General features: G+C 46.4%; 11 protein-coding genes. 5 read left to right on the top strand and 6 right to left on the bottom strand.

Annotated features, from left to right (window positions below; genetic code table 11):
* Positions 1–29 precede the first annotated feature (29 nt).
* Positions 30–1,052 carry an ABC transporter substrate-binding protein gene (locus CCC70_RS02685; RefSeq protein ID WP_287084197.1) on the bottom strand — a complete coding sequence of 341 codons (1,023 nt, stop codon included), beginning with the start codon at positions 1,050–1,052 and terminating at the stop codon, positions 30–32.
* A 199-nt stretch (positions 1,053–1,251) separates the two neighbouring features.
* Here CCC70_RS02685 and CCC70_RS02680 point away from each other — a divergent pair, with 199 nt between their 5' ends.
* The 3 genes from CCC70_RS02680 (at position 1,252) to CCC70_RS02670 (ending at position 4,357) form a co-directional block, all read left to right on the top strand.
* Entirely contained in the window at positions 1,252–2,460 is a 1,209-nt protein-coding gene (locus CCC70_RS02680) for a MalY/PatB family protein (protein ID WP_287084196.1), read from the top strand.
* Positions 2,461–2,564: 104 nt separating this feature from the next.
* Entirely contained in the window at positions 2,565–3,923 is a 1,359-nt protein-coding gene (locus CCC70_RS02675) for a M20 family metallopeptidase (protein WP_287084195.1), read from the top strand.
* Between the two features lie 20 nt (positions 3,924–3,943).
* Positions 3,944–4,357, top strand: a complete 414-nt coding sequence (locus CCC70_RS02670; protein ID WP_022426236.1) for a C-GCAxxG-C-C family protein — start codon at positions 3,944–3,946, stop codon at positions 4,355–4,357.
* Positions 4,358–4,685: 328 nt separating this feature from the next.
* Here the strand turns inward: CCC70_RS02670 and CCC70_RS02665 are convergent, their stop codons facing one another.
* Positions 4,686–5,531: an AraC family transcriptional regulator gene (locus CCC70_RS02665; protein ID WP_287084194.1), complete on the bottom strand. Its 846-nt coding sequence runs from the start codon at positions 5,529–5,531 to the stop codon at positions 4,686–4,688.
* Positions 5,532–5,726: 195 nt separating this feature from the next.
* Between CCC70_RS02665 and CCC70_RS02660 the strand changes: the two genes are divergently transcribed.
* Positions 5,727–6,920 (top strand): MFS transporter, encoded by a 1,194-nt coding sequence (locus tag CCC70_RS02660; protein WP_287084193.1) that lies wholly within the window; start codon positions 5,727–5,729, stop codon positions 6,918–6,920.
* A 140-nt stretch (positions 6,921–7,060) separates the two neighbouring features.
* Here the strand turns inward: CCC70_RS02660 and CCC70_RS02655 are convergent, their stop codons facing one another.
* Positions 7,061–9,178, bottom strand: coding sequence for a glycoside hydrolase family 36 protein (locus CCC70_RS02655; protein WP_287084192.1), 2,118 nt, complete (start codon positions 9,176–9,178; stop codon positions 7,061–7,063).
* A 260-nt stretch (positions 9,179–9,438) separates the two neighbouring features.
* Here CCC70_RS02655 and CCC70_RS02650 point away from each other — a divergent pair, with 260 nt between their 5' ends.
* Complete coding sequence (locus CCC70_RS02650) at positions 9,439–10,386, top strand: AraC family transcriptional regulator (RefSeq protein WP_015527383.1); 948 nt, start codon at positions 9,439–9,441, stop codon at positions 10,384–10,386.
* Positions 10,387–10,566: 180 nt separating this feature from the next.
* On the opposite strand, the gene CCC70_RS02645 is transcribed toward CCC70_RS02650, so the two are convergent.
* From CCC70_RS02645 to CCC70_RS02635, 3 genes are all read right to left on the bottom strand, one after another.
* The gene (locus CCC70_RS02645; RefSeq protein WP_287084191.1) at positions 10,567–12,642 is read right to left on the bottom strand and encodes a heavy metal translocating P-type ATPase; all 2,076 of its coding nucleotides are present in this window, start codon (positions 12,640–12,642) and stop codon (positions 10,567–10,569) included.
* A 14-nt stretch (positions 12,643–12,656) separates the two neighbouring features.
* Complete coding sequence (locus tag CCC70_RS02640; protein WP_110102788.1) at positions 12,657–12,998, bottom strand: DUF6110 family protein; 342 nt, start codon at positions 12,996–12,998, stop codon at positions 12,657–12,659.
* A gap of 259 nt (positions 12,999–13,257) precedes the next feature.
* On the bottom strand, positions 13,258–13,716 hold the full coding sequence (locus CCC70_RS02635; RefSeq protein WP_021651932.1) for a transcriptional repressor: 459 nt from the start codon (positions 13,714–13,716) through the stop codon (positions 13,258–13,260).
* Positions 13,717–13,977: the final 261 nt, after the last annotated feature.

Raw genomic sequence — 13,977 nt, 5'->3', positions numbered from 1 at the left:
GGTTTTTTCTCTGTCAATGCCCAACCTTTTTAATCTGTAAACGCTTCTTTCACATATTCCGTATTTACAAGCTTTTTATACTCCACTCTCTCATTAAGCTCTCCCGCTTCCTGCAGAATATCCTGCAGAAGCTCAAAACTTTCTTTCTCAAAAACCAGGTTTTCTTTCCAGGTATCCTGATCATAATAGCGCTTTACGATGGTCGTGATGGTATCCAGATCTGTTTCTTTAAACTGTGGTGCGATCACCTCTGCAATTTCCTCCGGTGTATGGCTCTGCACATAGTCCATTCCTTTCTGAAGAGCTTCCGTAAATTTCCGGATGATCTCAGGATTTTCTTTCATATAACTTGTTTTGGCACTGTAAGAGGTATATGGCACATAACCGGACGCCTCTCCAAGCGATGCCACCACATATCCGGCCCCTTCCTTCTCCAGGATTGTCGCGGACGGTTCAAACTCCACCGTATATGCCGCAGATTCATCTCCCGTAAAAGCAGCTGCTGTAGAACCGAAGTCTATACTCTGATCTATGGTCAGATCTTTCCGGGGATCTATGCCGTTTTTTCGGAGAATGTATTCAAATACCATTTCCGGCATGCCACCTGTACGGCCGCCAAGAACTTTCTTGCCTTTTAAATCTTCCCACTTAAAATCCGGCATTTCTTCCCGTGCAACCAGGAAATTTCCGGCACGCTGGGTGAGCTGGGCAAAGTTTACAACCGGATCTGTTGCGCCTTCCTGATAGGCATAAACAGACGCTTCCGCCCCCATAAAGCCGATATCTGCCTCACCGGAAATAACAGCAGTCATTGTTTTATCCGCTCCGAATCCCGTCACCAGTGTCAGATTCAGCCCTTCCTCCGCAAAATATCCCTTCTCGATCGCAACATACTGGGGTGCATAGAAAACAGAATGTGCTACCTCATTTAAAGTAACTTTGCTCAATTTCTCCTCTTCCTTATCTTTCTTTGATGCAAAAACTGTCATCGGCAGCGCCGTCACCGCCAGCACGACTGCCACCGCCAATGCGATCCGTTTTTTATTTTTCATGAAGATACTCCTTTTTTGACTTCTGATTTTAGCATATGCCAGAAGGACCTGAAGGGTTCGGAACATCAATAAAGCAGATAATATCATCAGAAAAATGAAACTTCTGGCCGTAACATCATACTGAAATGGAAAGGAATTGCCCCTCCCCCAAAAATATGATAAGGTGAAGCAAATAGAATTTTTCAGAAGGAGCATCCATATGAAATATGACTTCACTTCCATCATTGACCGGCATGGCAGAGATTCCATCGCAGTAGACGGCCTGAAGGGCGATGGTTTCTCTCCTGCCCCGCCGAAAGAAGGCTTCGATGCCATCCCGATGTGGGTAGCAGACATGAACTTCCCTACTGTACCTACCATACAGCAGGCAATCATCGAACGGGCCAGTCACCCGACCTTCGGTTACTTCGAAGCCCCGCCGGAATATTATAAGGCCATCATCCGCTGGCAGGAAACACGCCACGGTGTCACCGATCTAAAGCCCAGACACATTGGCTACGAAAATGGCGTTCTGGGCGGAGTTATCAGTGCACTGAACTGCATCTGCTCCCGCGGTGATAACGTCCTGGTTCACAGCCCGACATACATAGGCTTCACCAAAAGTCTGAAAAACAACGGCTACGAGGCCGTACATTCTCCGCTGGTAAGGGATGAAAACGGCATATGGAGAATGGATTATGCAGACATGGAGAAACAACTCCGGGAAAAGAAGATCCACGCTGCCATTCTCTGCAATCCGCATAATCCCTGCGGACGCGTGTGGGAGCGTTGGGAGCTGGAAAAAGCCATGGAGCTTTACCGAAAACATGATGTCTATGTCATCTCAGACGAGATCTGGTCTGATCTCATCCTGAACGGCCATAAGCATATCCCCAGCCAGTCCGTCAGTGAAGATGCCCGCCAGCGTACAGCAGCCTTCTACGCTCCATCCAAAACCTTTAATCTTGCAGGACTTGTTGGCAGCTATCACATTGTATACAACAGCTGGTGGCGGGATCGTATTTTGAAAGAGTCCAGTCTGAGCCATTATAATATGATGAATGTTCTGTCCATGCACGCTCTGCTTGGCGCTTATCAGCCCGAGGGCTATGAATGGACCGATGAACTATGCGAAGTACTAAGCGGAAATGTAAACTTTGCCTGTGATTACATTGACCGGCACTTTAAGGGTGTCAACGTTTCCAGGCCTGAAGGCACCTACATGCTCTTTGCCGACTGCACCGACTGGTGTGCCGCCCATGGCAAAACAATCGAGGATGTGGAAAAAGCCTGCTGGGATGTCGGTGTTGCCGTCCAGGACGGCAGGATGTTTTTCGGTTCCTGTCACCTGAGAATGAATCTGGCCTCACCCCGTTCCCGCATAGAGGAAGCCTTCCGCCGAATGGATCGGTACGTCTTCAACAGGTAAAAATCTACTCTGCCATTCATTACAATCTATGCTATAATAGAGCTCATAACATCAGCGTTCCATCCTGTCACTTTCCGGAACGCTGTAAACAGGAGGAAATCAATATGGATATTAAAGAGGAAATCCACGCATTATCAGAAGAAATGCTCACAAATCTTGGCAGACTGGTTGCCATTGACTCCCAGCTCGGTACCCCTTCCGAGGGAAAACCATTTGGTGAGGGTCCTGCAAAAGCCCTGGAAGAGGGACTGAAGATTGCCGAAGAACTTGGTTTTAAAACCGTAAACCTGGATAACTACTGCGGTTATGCCGAAATGGGTGAGGGCGATGAGATCGTCGGCATCGCCGGTCATCTGGATATCGTTCCTGTAGGCGGAGACTGGACCTACGATCCGTTCCGCCTTACCCGTGAAGACGATCATGTATACGGCCGCGGGACCACTGATGACAAAGGCCCTATCCTGGAAGCGCTCTATGCCATGAAGCTTCTCCGCGACCACGGCGTGAAGCTGAACAAAAGAGTCCGCCTGATCATGGGCTGCAACGAGGAAACAGGTTCCAAATGTATGGATCACTACAATCAGGTAGCAGAAGAGCTTTCCTGCGGTTTCACACCGGATGCCAGCTTCCCGTGTATCCACGGTGAAAAAGGTCAGCTTGCCATGATCGCCTGCTCCAAAAACACCCGGATTATCTCCATGAACGGCGGTTTTGTATCCAATGCAATGTGTGACACCTGTACAACCATTGTTCCCGATGAGGACGGTCTGAAGGAAAAGCTGGAATCCGCACTTTCCCAGACGAAGCTCCAGGAATATAAGGTAAGCGAAGAAAATGGCAGACTCACCATCTACGCCAAAGGTGTTCCGGCCCATGCCAGCACTCCTCATCTCGGTGTCAATGCTGCAGGAGTAACCTTTGAATGCCTGGCAGAAGCAGGCTTTGAAGATGACTTTGTAGAATTCTATAACTCCCATATCGGCACTGCATGTGACGGCTCCGGCATTGGTCTGAAATTTGCAGATGAATACGGCGATCTGACGTTATGCAACGGAATCGTAAAAACAGAAAATGGTGTCATTTCCTGTACCATCGATATCCGTGTTCCGGTAACTCTTAATGAGACCGATATCCGCAGAATGTGCCAGGACAGACTGGAAGATAAAAACGGCCGTATTGAGATCACAAATATTGTTGCCCCGTTATTCTTCCCAAGAGAATCTCCGCTGGTAAATGCTCTTTACAAAGCGTACACAGATGTGACTGGCGATACCGAACACAAACCAATGGTCATCGGAGGCGGCACTTACGCAAAATCCCTCAAAAACATCATAGCCTTCGGACCTGAAAAAGAGGGAATTGACTACCGTATCCACGGAGCCGATGAATTTATCCTGGTCTCTGGCATGGAAGAAGCAGTACTGATCTATATGGAAGCGATCAAAAATATGCTTGCGATCTGAAATCAGGAGGATAAGAAATCATGAGTACAAAAGCTGAACACGCTACAAAATTACACGAGAATGGCTGTAACTGTGCACAGGCAGTTGCCTGTTCTTTCTGCCAGGAATTTGGCATCGATGAAAACGAGATGTTCCGTATTGCCGAGGGCTTCGGCCTTGGAATGGGTGTTATGGAAATGTGCGGTGCTCTTTCCGGTATGGCTATGATCATCGGACTTTCCAACAGCCGCGGAAATACCGAAGAAGGTTCCGGCTCCAAAGGTGACACTTACAAAAAGCTCCGCACCTATATCCAGAAATTCAAAGAAAAAAACGGTTCCTGTATCTGCCGTGAATTAAAAGGTGTGGAGACAGGCAAGGTTCTCTGCAGCTGCCCGCAGTGTATCACGGATGCGGTTGCTCTTACAGAAGAATATCTTGCGGAAAACAGATAATCTCATAAAATAAAACAGCAGAATTGTATATTCCCTGTAATCCCGGGACATACAGCTCTGCTGTTTTCTTTTCCTGTTCCTATTCTCTTTTCACTGTCAGATCCTTCACCCATCTGTATTTCTTATAATCCAGGTACACCGCCGGGATCTTTACAAATTCATCCAGGCTGATGAGCTTTCTGGTAAAAATGCCAGGGCTCTTTTATTTTCCATTTATTTTTGCCCACGCCTCCTCATCAAACTTACGATCCTTAAAGTAATATGGCTTGTCCGCATCTGTGATCTCTCAGATAAAACTTTTGTTCTGCCTCTTCTAACTCATCCCCGATCACACCGTCTTCCTGAATTTCGCCGGTGACACTCCAAACTGCTCCCGGAACAGATGATAAAAGTGGCTCACATTGGAAAATCCGCAACACTCACAGATATCCAGAATCTCCCGGTCTGTCTGTGCCAGAAGATAAACTGCATATTTCAGACGCTCCTGGTTAATATACTGGGTAGGCGTTTTCCCACAGATCTGTTTCAGCAGCCTGCAGAGATGGCTTGGAGAGCAGGGAGCCAACTCGCACATTTTTTCGTAGCCTTCCTGGAGATTTTCAATCTTTGACATATTTAAGAGAAGCTCTGACAGCCAGGAAGGCATCTGATTCCAGGGATCCTTTTCATCATAAGTGAAGAAATAATCCTCCAGAAGAAGCGCAATGACACACTGCGCATGATATCTTGCGTGCCGGGGATGGCCGCTGTTTACCAGCTTTCCCGCAGTATCCATTGCATCCAGAACCTTGCTGAAACTTTCCCCTTCCAGATGTACATAGGCAGGCATCTCACTGTTTATCAGCTTATCCATCTTCTCCTCCTGCTCCAGAAACAGGGAAACATTCCGGAGCACCTGGGTAGAAAAGCCCAGATTCCGGACACAGAAATTCTCCGAATGATAAAAGTTATAGCTGTGCATATCATTGGGGCGTATAAAAAACAGATCCCCCTTTCTTACTGTCTGCACGGAATCATTGATCATATGATAGGCCGTACCCTCTGAAATGATGAAAAGTTCATAATGATTATGAGTATGTATTGGCACATGCTTGTAAATATCCGAAATTGTATAGGAAAGTCCGGACTCTCTGTTCAGCGGATACTGTTCTTTTCCAAATACCGGTATTTCCATCTTCTTTTCTCCTCCCCACTTTCTGATATCAATATACTACAAAAATCTGACAGCTGTAAACAAGAAACATAGTGTAAATTGTGATATTCTTTTACCGCATTGAAGAAGATTTTTCGTTGAAGAAGATTTCTCATTGAAAAAATTTTCTCTGATGCAGAAACTTACTCTTTATTTTTTCAGGGAGGACTTATTATCATGTCATCATCCAAATCTCGATTTTTTAATCCGGCTGTTGTAGGCCTGATCATGCTCAGCTTTTTCCTGGGTACCAGTGAATATACTGTGATCGGTATCCTGCCGGAAATTGCGGACGGATTCGGAATTTCACTAACTCAGGCCGGAAGCATTGTATCTCTGTTTGCCTTTGCCTATGGCCTTGGCACTCCGTTTCTGGCTGCCTATGTGGGAAAATACAACCGTTTTCGTATTACCATGTTGGGAATCTCACTGTTTGCACTCTGCAACCTGATCTGTGCCATTGCTGTCAATTACATGGTATTTCTGGTGTTCCGTATTCTTACGGCTGTGGTTTCCGGCACTGTGGTCTCCATCTCCATGACTTATGCGGAAGATGTTGCTTCCATCCCGGAGCATATCCCAGGTGTGATCGCAGGTGTCTTTTCAGGCTTCAGCGTTGCTTCTGTTGTGGGTGTGCCTATCGCTTCCACTATCACGCAAACTTTTGGCTGGCGTGCGGCTTTTATCACGATCTTCGTGGCAACCCTGGCTCTGCTGGCACTTCTGTTTGTGAAGCTGCCGCGACAGAACCGGCTGAAGGCCGGAAGTATTCTGGAACAGTTTAAGCTTTTTCTGGACAAAAGGATATCCATTGGCTGTGCCATCGTTTTCCTGGCAGGTGCCTCCACTTACTGTTTCTATACTTATCTGACACCGATTTTCCAGCAGGAGCTTCATATTCCGGATTCCATGCTGAGCCTTGCGCTTCTGATCTTTGGTATTGCAGCGATCACCAGCAATGTAAGCTCCGGTCAGGTGGCAAACAAAACCGGCATCCGCATGCTGCCCCTGATCTACATCATCCAAACTGTATGTCTGCTGCTTCTGCCTATTGCCACCCATAATCTGATAAGCGGAGGACTGGTACTGTTTATCCTCGGTGTTGTGATGTATCTTCTGAACTCACCACTTCAGATGCATTTTTTGAAGATCGCTACCAGAGAGCATCCTGCCTGTGTAAACCTGGCATCTTCTTTGATCTCGGTTTTCTTTAACTTCGGTATTGCAGCCGGTTCTGCCATGGGTGGAGTGATCGTAAAATATGCCGGACTTCGTTTTGTAGGGATCGGCGGTGCAGTTCCCGGCATCGGAGCGTTCATCTGTGCGATGATCCTGCTTCAGATCATGAAGCCTGGTGCGGATATCCGGTAAATAAAAATACAGCCAGGAAATTATCCAGATCTTATATCTGATATTCCTGACTGTATTTTATTCTCTCAATATTCTTCTGTTACTGATATGGTTTTATTTTTTATATTCTTTCAGTCCTATAAACCGGTCTTTCCTGTTTTCTATTTCATCTCGATTTTAAACAGTCTGGCCGCTTTTTCCTGTGGCATCTTCACTACAAGATTTCCATTTTCGATCTTATATCCGCACATCTCTTCCTTCGGATAGATCACGGATACTCTGCGGACCTGCTCTGCATTTTCCAGCGGGATCACTGCTTCTGTTGTTCCCGGTGTCCATACGGAAAGATAAGTATTCTTCTCTGCTTTCACTCCGTAAGCAAGAACTTCAGATTTCAGAGTTCCAAAACCAAGCGGAAAGAACGGCACGCCGTCACGGATTTCCTCACGGATCTCCTTATACAGGGAGATTCCCTCCTTCATACGGTTCATGGAATTTTCGCCCAGCTTCCATACCATACCGCTGATATATGGGCGGAGAAGCATACCATTTACTACATTGTAGATCACATGCTCTTCTTCATCCTCATACGGATATACCCACATACCACCCTGCTCCGGAGTTACCGCACTGGCTACATTGGCAGCGATATTAGCATTGTAGAGATAATCTGTCTGATCACTGGTAGACTGCAGGCTTAAGATCTTCAGCATACCATAATCCATACGCTGTCCGCCGGAACCGCAGTTCTCCACAACAAGCTCCGGATGATCCCGGAAGATTTCCTCATACCACTGGTGAAGACATTCATAATGCTCACGGATGGCATCTGCACAGCTGTCACTGTTCAGATCACTTCCATATCCCATGGTTACGTTATAGTCCACTTTAAAGTACTCTACACCGTAATCATTGATCAGCCTGTCTACTACATCACGGCAATATTTCCGTACCTCCGGATTGCGAAAATCCAGCATATAGCGTTTATTGTCAATGTGGCGTTTTCCATGACGGCAAACAAACCAGTCATCCGGAAGCTTGTTTGCCAGTTCGCAGGCAACTCCCATAACCTCGATTTCCAGCCAGAGTCCCATTTTCAGGCCTTTACTATGTGCATGATCGCAGACTTCTTTCAGACCATTGGGGAATCTTCCGGATGCTTCTTTCCATTCCCCGACACGGTCCCACCAGAATCCGTCGTCATACCAGCCTGCATCCAGGCAGTAATATTCACACCCAAGCTCTGCTGCCTTGTCAATAATGGAAAGCTCACGCTCCGTTGTAGGATCTCCCATCAGACAGTTCATGTAATCATTAAATACCACGTTCAGCTTCTCATCGTCCGTATTCGGTCTGCGTACTTTTCTCCGATATCTGGTCAGTGCCGCTGCTGCCGGATTCAGGCCACCTTTTACAACCGCTGCCCCTGCCGGAACGGTTGTAAAGCTTTCTCCCGGTTTCAGATTCTTATACCAGCCATGCTCCTGCTCTGTGGCGCCGCTTAAGGCAAGATACAGATTTCCGCCCTGTGCAGAGCCATATTCTGCCAGCCACTGTCCGGAGCTTTCAATCTGGAAAATATACGTCTCCCCTGTTTCTCTGTCCTCGGCAATTCCCATGGGAAGATACTCACAGGTAGACCAGGTGCCCTTTCCACTGTAACAATAACGATTCAGGCCATATCCCTGATGATTGAAGCCGTCTACGACCATTCCGTTTAAATTCAGCGTTTCTGCATCGTATTTCTGCCACTGTGCCTCACAGCACCAGCTGTTAAACGGCACATAGATATCTGTTTTTTTATAATAAGGCTTCTCGCCGCCTCTGGAGATTCCCTGATACATAAAAGAAGAAACATAGGTCAGCCCCTGATCCTCGCTTCCCTCGTTGATGATCTCTGTCCAGGTCTGTACTGCCGGCACTCCGTCAAACAGGCGCATATGATATACTGCCTTCAGCTTTTCCGGGGAAACCATTACGATCTCCAGCTCTTTTCCACCGTCCTGTGCCTTCAGCTCATGGTTCTCATAAACAAAATCCACAGAGGACTGATTGATGTTGTTTTTGTAGGCATGCATGTTCAGGCTTCCTGTGCCGCTTCTGTGAATCTCAACAGCCGGATAACAGATATCCTCCTTCGGCTCCATGATTGCTTTTTTTACTTCCTGTGATGAAAAATCTGCCAGCTCTACCACACCGTTTTCTCGGATACGGAACCGGATATCCAGGCCATTCTCATGTAATTCGATCATTTTCATGTTTTCATTTTTATAGCTCATAGAAAATACCCTCCGTTTTTCTGATTCTGATCACAGTATAACATCTGTTTTTTTATGAGGTGACAGGTATCATCCCCTGAATGTAAAAATGCAATATATTGTCGTATTTATTTTTGCGTGATATACTGTTTGCTGACAGTAAAGAGTACAGTCAGTCAGACATGTAGGGCGATTTAATCGAATATCTGCATCTGTCCGACTCGCAATTTACAGCTGAAATATTTACATTCCGCTTCGCAGTATACTCAGGAGGTTTTTTCATGCCAGATATTTTCCAGGACTCTTCCCGATATTTCCATATTTCTGCTTTTTATGCTCTCTCCCTGCCTTATTATCATATGGAGCATCACACACATTCCAGCTATGAGATCATGTATATCACCTCCGGTTCCTGCCGGGTTTTCTGCCTGGATGGCACACAGGACACGGAATTCCCACTGAAATCCGGGCAATTTATCTTTATCCGGCCGGATGTACCTCACCGGCTGGAGATTCCGGATGGTTTTCCCTGCTCGATCCTGAATCTGGAATTTTCTCTTACTCCCGAAAAAAGTCCGGTTGCTCTGGAGCTTCTCCTGAAAAAGGATCCCGGATTTTCCCAGTTCTGGAATTTTATGGAAGCCTCCCAGGGCTTCTGCTCCGGCGCGGATTCCCGCAGCTTCGGATACAGCCTGAAGGATCTGCTCACCTTTTTACAACAAAATTCCGGTCAGATACAAAAGGAAGAATTTCTCTTCTTTCTTCTTTTCAGCCGCATGCTTACAGAGCTTGCATTCTGCGCCCGCTCCAGCCGGAGCACCCAGGGAATCGTCTATCTGAAAAAAGCGCTCCGCTATATTGACGAGCATTATCTGGAAGACATTGATATTCCTGCCATCTCCGCATATGCAGGGATCAACAAATCCTACCTGCAGGCGCTCTTTACAGAAAAAAACGGCTGCACCATCAATACCTATATTAACCGCAAGCGTATGGAACAGGCCGCCTTTCTTCTGTGCAACAGTACTCTGCACATTACGGATATTGCCTTTTCTTCCGGATACAACAGCCGGCAGCATTTTGCACATACCTTCGAAAAATTTTATCATATGAGCCCCTCCAGGTACCGAAGCCTTCATACCCGGCCTCTCCGTTCGGATACCCAAAAGAAACGCTATCATATGACTGACGGACTGATGTTGGAAAGCGAACCCTTTCCTCAGGAATAAAACTTACTTCATACACCTACACCTTCAGGCTGATACCTGCGATCCACGTCTGAGCAGCCTAAAAAAACGGCCAGGTACGAAGCTCTTATCTCTTCGATAACCTGGCCGGCTTTTTATATTTATTGTCAAGCGGATATTCGCAATCCTACAGGGGACTTACTCGATTCGGTTAAAAATTTTCTATGGAAGCAGATTCTGCATACTCTTCAGGCTGATCGCCAGTGTGGAGGTATTATGCAGAAGTGCGGATGAAGTCGGCTGCAGGATACCTGCAACGCCACAGGCGATAAGACCTGCGTTAAAGGTAATAATAAAACGGTAATTGCGTCTGATACGCTTCATCAGTGCATTGCTAATCTCTTTCAGAACAACAAGCTCCTGAAGATCATCTGCACCTACAGTAATATCTGCGATCTCCCGGGCAATTTCAGCACCATCACTGATGGCGATACCGACATTGGCTGCGGAAAGTGCCGGAGAATCATTGATTCCGTCACCTACCATGATAACCTTTCTTCCGGCTGCCTTTTCTTTTTCGATGAAGTTGGCCTTATCCTCCGGAAGTACCTCGGAATAATATTCGTCCACTCCCACACGTCTGGCAATGGCTGCTGCTGTACGCTCACTGTCCCCTGTCATCATAACGATCTTGGAAATCCCTGCCCCGCGCAGTGCTTCTACAGCAGCTTTCGCCTCCTCACGAAGGGGATCTTCAATACAGATCACGGCCGCAAGGCGTCCGTCAATGGCAAGATACAGGTGGGAATACTCTTCCGGAATATTGTCGAATTTCTCCTTGCCATCCTCCGGGATCAGACATTTCTCATCTTCAAATACAAAGTGATAGCTTCCGATCACGGCCTTATGGTCTTCGATCGTAGTGGAAATTCCATGCGCTACTACATATTCAACCTTTGAATGCATCTCCTCATGAGCCAGATGCTTCTTCCTGGCAGCACTGACAACAGCCTTGGCCATGGAGTGTGGGAAATGCTCTTCCATACATGCGGCGATACGAAGCATCTCCTCCGGATCATTACCGTCAAAAGGAACCACATCCACAACGGTTGGCTTCGCCTTTGTCAGAGTTCCTGTCTTATCAAATACGATGGTATCTGCCTCAGCCATTGCTTCCAGATATTTACCGCCCTTAACTGTAGCCTTATGTGTACCGGCCTCACGGATCGCAGACAATACAGAGATCGGCATTGCAAGCTTAAGCGCGCAGGAGAAATCCACCATCAGGATCGCAAGGGCCTTGGTGGCATTTCTGGTAAGGAGATATGTAAGTGCTGTTCCTCCAAGAGTATAGGGAACCAGCTTATCTGCCAGATGCTCTGCCTTTCCCTCCAAAGAAGATTTCAGCTTCTCAGACTCCTCGATCATGGTAACGATCTTGTCATAGCGGCTGGAACCACCTACCGTCTTTACGCGGATGGTGATCTCACCTTCCTCCACAACAGTGCCTGCATAGGCAACGCTGCCCTCTTTCTTGCATACAGGTACAGACTCACCGGTAAGAGAAGCCTGGTTGACCATAGCCTCTCCATCTGTAACACTTCCGTCAAAAGGAATTACGGTACCCATACGTACAACAACATCATCTCCCGGCTGGACCTCTCCGGACTCTACCAAGATCTCCTGATCCTCTTTCTTCAGCCATACCCTGCCAACATTCAGGGACATGGTTCTTGCAAGATCACCTACGGATTTCTTGTGCGTCCACTCTTCCAGGATTTCTCCGATCCCAAGCAGGAACATGATGGAGCCTGCAGTACCAAAGTCCTGACGTAATACAGACACTCCAATTGCAGTGGCATCCAAAACCGGCACCTCGATCTTACGGTGAAGAAGTGTATCGATTCCCTTCCAGATATATTTCAGGGAAGTAGCTGTTGTATAAATGGCATTCAGCGGATATGGCAGAAAAAGACTTCTTCCGTAATGGCAGATCACCTTGGAGATCAGCTTCTCCTGATATTCTGCATTCAGTGCTCTCCCTGAGCTCTGCAGCACCTGTGAAGGAACCTCTACATCCTGATAATGAAATTCGCTGATACCACGGATAACCGCAGCTCTGCTGCCCCGATAATTTACAACTGCGTCACAGGTTCTCTCGTATACCTTGGCAGAAACCACTCCATCAAGATTCTCGAGATAATACAACAGCGTATCTGCCTGCCCGTAGCTCATCCTCTTCTGAGCAAGATGGATACGAAGCCGGCCTCTTGTCTCATGTTTGATATAAAATTTCACGGAAAATCGCCTCTTTACTCAGCTGTCTCTTCTGCTGCTTCTTCTGTCTCTTCTGCTGTTTCTTTGAATGCATCCTCATCTGCAGTTTCCTCTGCTTCTGTCTCAACATCCTCTACAGCCTCTTCAGCTGCTGCTCTTTCCTCATTGATCTCCTTAGCTTCAGCATAAATGTCTTCAGCATTCTCCTGAAGATTCGTAGCTGTTTTCATGATGCAGTCCTTAGCTCTTAAAACGGCTGCTGTGCATCCTGTGTAAAGCTTCTTCGCATCCTTGCTTGTGAGGATCTTGATTCCTGCTGTACCGAAAAGAACGCCTGCTGCAAAAAGTCCTGATTTCTTGAATTTAAAGTCTGCCATAATAATTTCCTCCTGATATATGATTTTTATTTTTTTCTGATTCCCGGTGAGGATTTTTCATGTCCGCCCCGATATTTTCATTATTATAAAATGTCTGTAAAAAAAAGTCCAGTGTTTTTTGTGTGAATTCAACACAATTCGTTAAATTTTCAGTTATTTTTGCCTAACAGTTAATTTTTACTAATAGTTTAATCTATCTAATTCTTAGTCTGTACAAACCTCTTCTTTCCTATTATATTGTGCCATAGCTTTTCCATACTCACCCGACCTCATGAACAGGCAACAGCGCCAGGGTACGGATATTCTGTTCACTGATCTCCCCGCAGGCCCGAAGTCCTGCAAGGATCACTTCATTAAGCTTCTGTCCGGACAGATGGCATATCGTATCATCATCCAGTTCTACTGTGCAGACGCCTTTTGTGCTGCATGCCACGCGATACATATTCTTTCGGCTGATAGCACCGATGGATTCCAGCGTATTGACCATACGGTATACTGTAGCTACACCGATCTTCGGATCCAGTGCGGAAGCCCTGTAATAGATTTCCTTACAACAGGAGCACTCTCCCTCCAGGATAATGTCCAGAAGAATCTTTCTCTGTCTGGTAATGCGGAGCCCCTTCTCCTTCAGTTTCTCTATAATAAGATCCCTCTGCATCTCTGTATGTCGGTAGCATCCTGTTTTTTTCTCTTCTGTTTCGGCTTCTGCAATATGCATTCTGATCCCTCCTTTATTGAGAAAACTTTTCTTTTATCTAATAAGTTAGTATACTCCAACTTAGGTTAGTTGTAAATAACTCCTTTGAACTTTTTTTACATATTGAGGATTCTGCCTGAATACCGTATAATGTTTCGTGAACCTGTACATAGGAAACCGTCGTTTTGACAAAATGACGAAAAATCCCCTTTCGTTTTTTCGTCAGAATGACAAGAAACTGCCGGAAACTTTGTAAGATTCAGCTCTAGCCCTTTTCTCTCA

The sequence above is a fragment of the Blautia sp. LMAG:89 genome (genome assembly GCF_008679485.1).
Taxonomy (GTDB): domain Bacteria; phylum Bacillota; class Clostridia; order Lachnospirales; family Lachnospiraceae; genus Blautia_A; species Blautia_A fusiformis.
The sequence above is the reverse complement of the archived record's forward strand: the minus strand, read 5'-3'. Positions and strand labels throughout refer to the sequence as shown.

Bases quoted from the DNA above. Each gene is read 5' to 3' on its own strand.
- CCC70_RS02680 (WP_287084196.1), top strand. From the start codon at position 1,252: ATGAAATATGACTTCACTTCCATCATTGACCGGCATGGCAGAGATTCC.
- CCC70_RS02635 (WP_021651932.1), bottom strand. From the start codon at position 13,716: ATGCATATTGCAGAAGCCGAAACAGAAGAGAAAAAAACAGGATGCTAC.
- CCC70_RS02685 (WP_287084197.1), bottom strand. From the start codon at position 1,052: ATGAAAAATAAAAAACGGATCGCATTGGCGGTGGCAGTCGTGCTGGCG.
- CCC70_RS02655 (WP_287084192.1), bottom strand. From the start codon at position 9,178: ATGAGCTATAAAAATGAAAACATGAAAATGATCGAATTACATGAGAAT.
- CCC70_RS02665 (WP_287084194.1), bottom strand. From the start codon at position 5,531: ATGGAAATACCGGTATTTGGAAAAGAACAGTATCCGCTGAACAGAGAG.
- CCC70_RS02640 (WP_110102788.1), bottom strand. From the start codon at position 12,998: ATGGCAGACTTTAAATTCAAGAAATCAGGACTTTTTGCAGCAGGCGTT.
- CCC70_RS02650 (WP_015527383.1), top strand. From the start codon at position 9,439: ATGCCAGATATTTTCCAGGACTCTTCCCGATATTTCCATATTTCTGCT.
- CCC70_RS02660 (WP_287084193.1), top strand. From the start codon at position 5,727: ATGTCATCATCCAAATCTCGATTTTTTAATCCGGCTGTTGTAGGCCTG.
- CCC70_RS02675 (WP_287084195.1), top strand. From the start codon at position 2,565: ATGGATATTAAAGAGGAAATCCACGCATTATCAGAAGAAATGCTCACA.
- CCC70_RS02670 (WP_022426236.1), top strand. From the start codon at position 3,944: ATGAGTACAAAAGCTGAACACGCTACAAAATTACACGAGAATGGCTGT.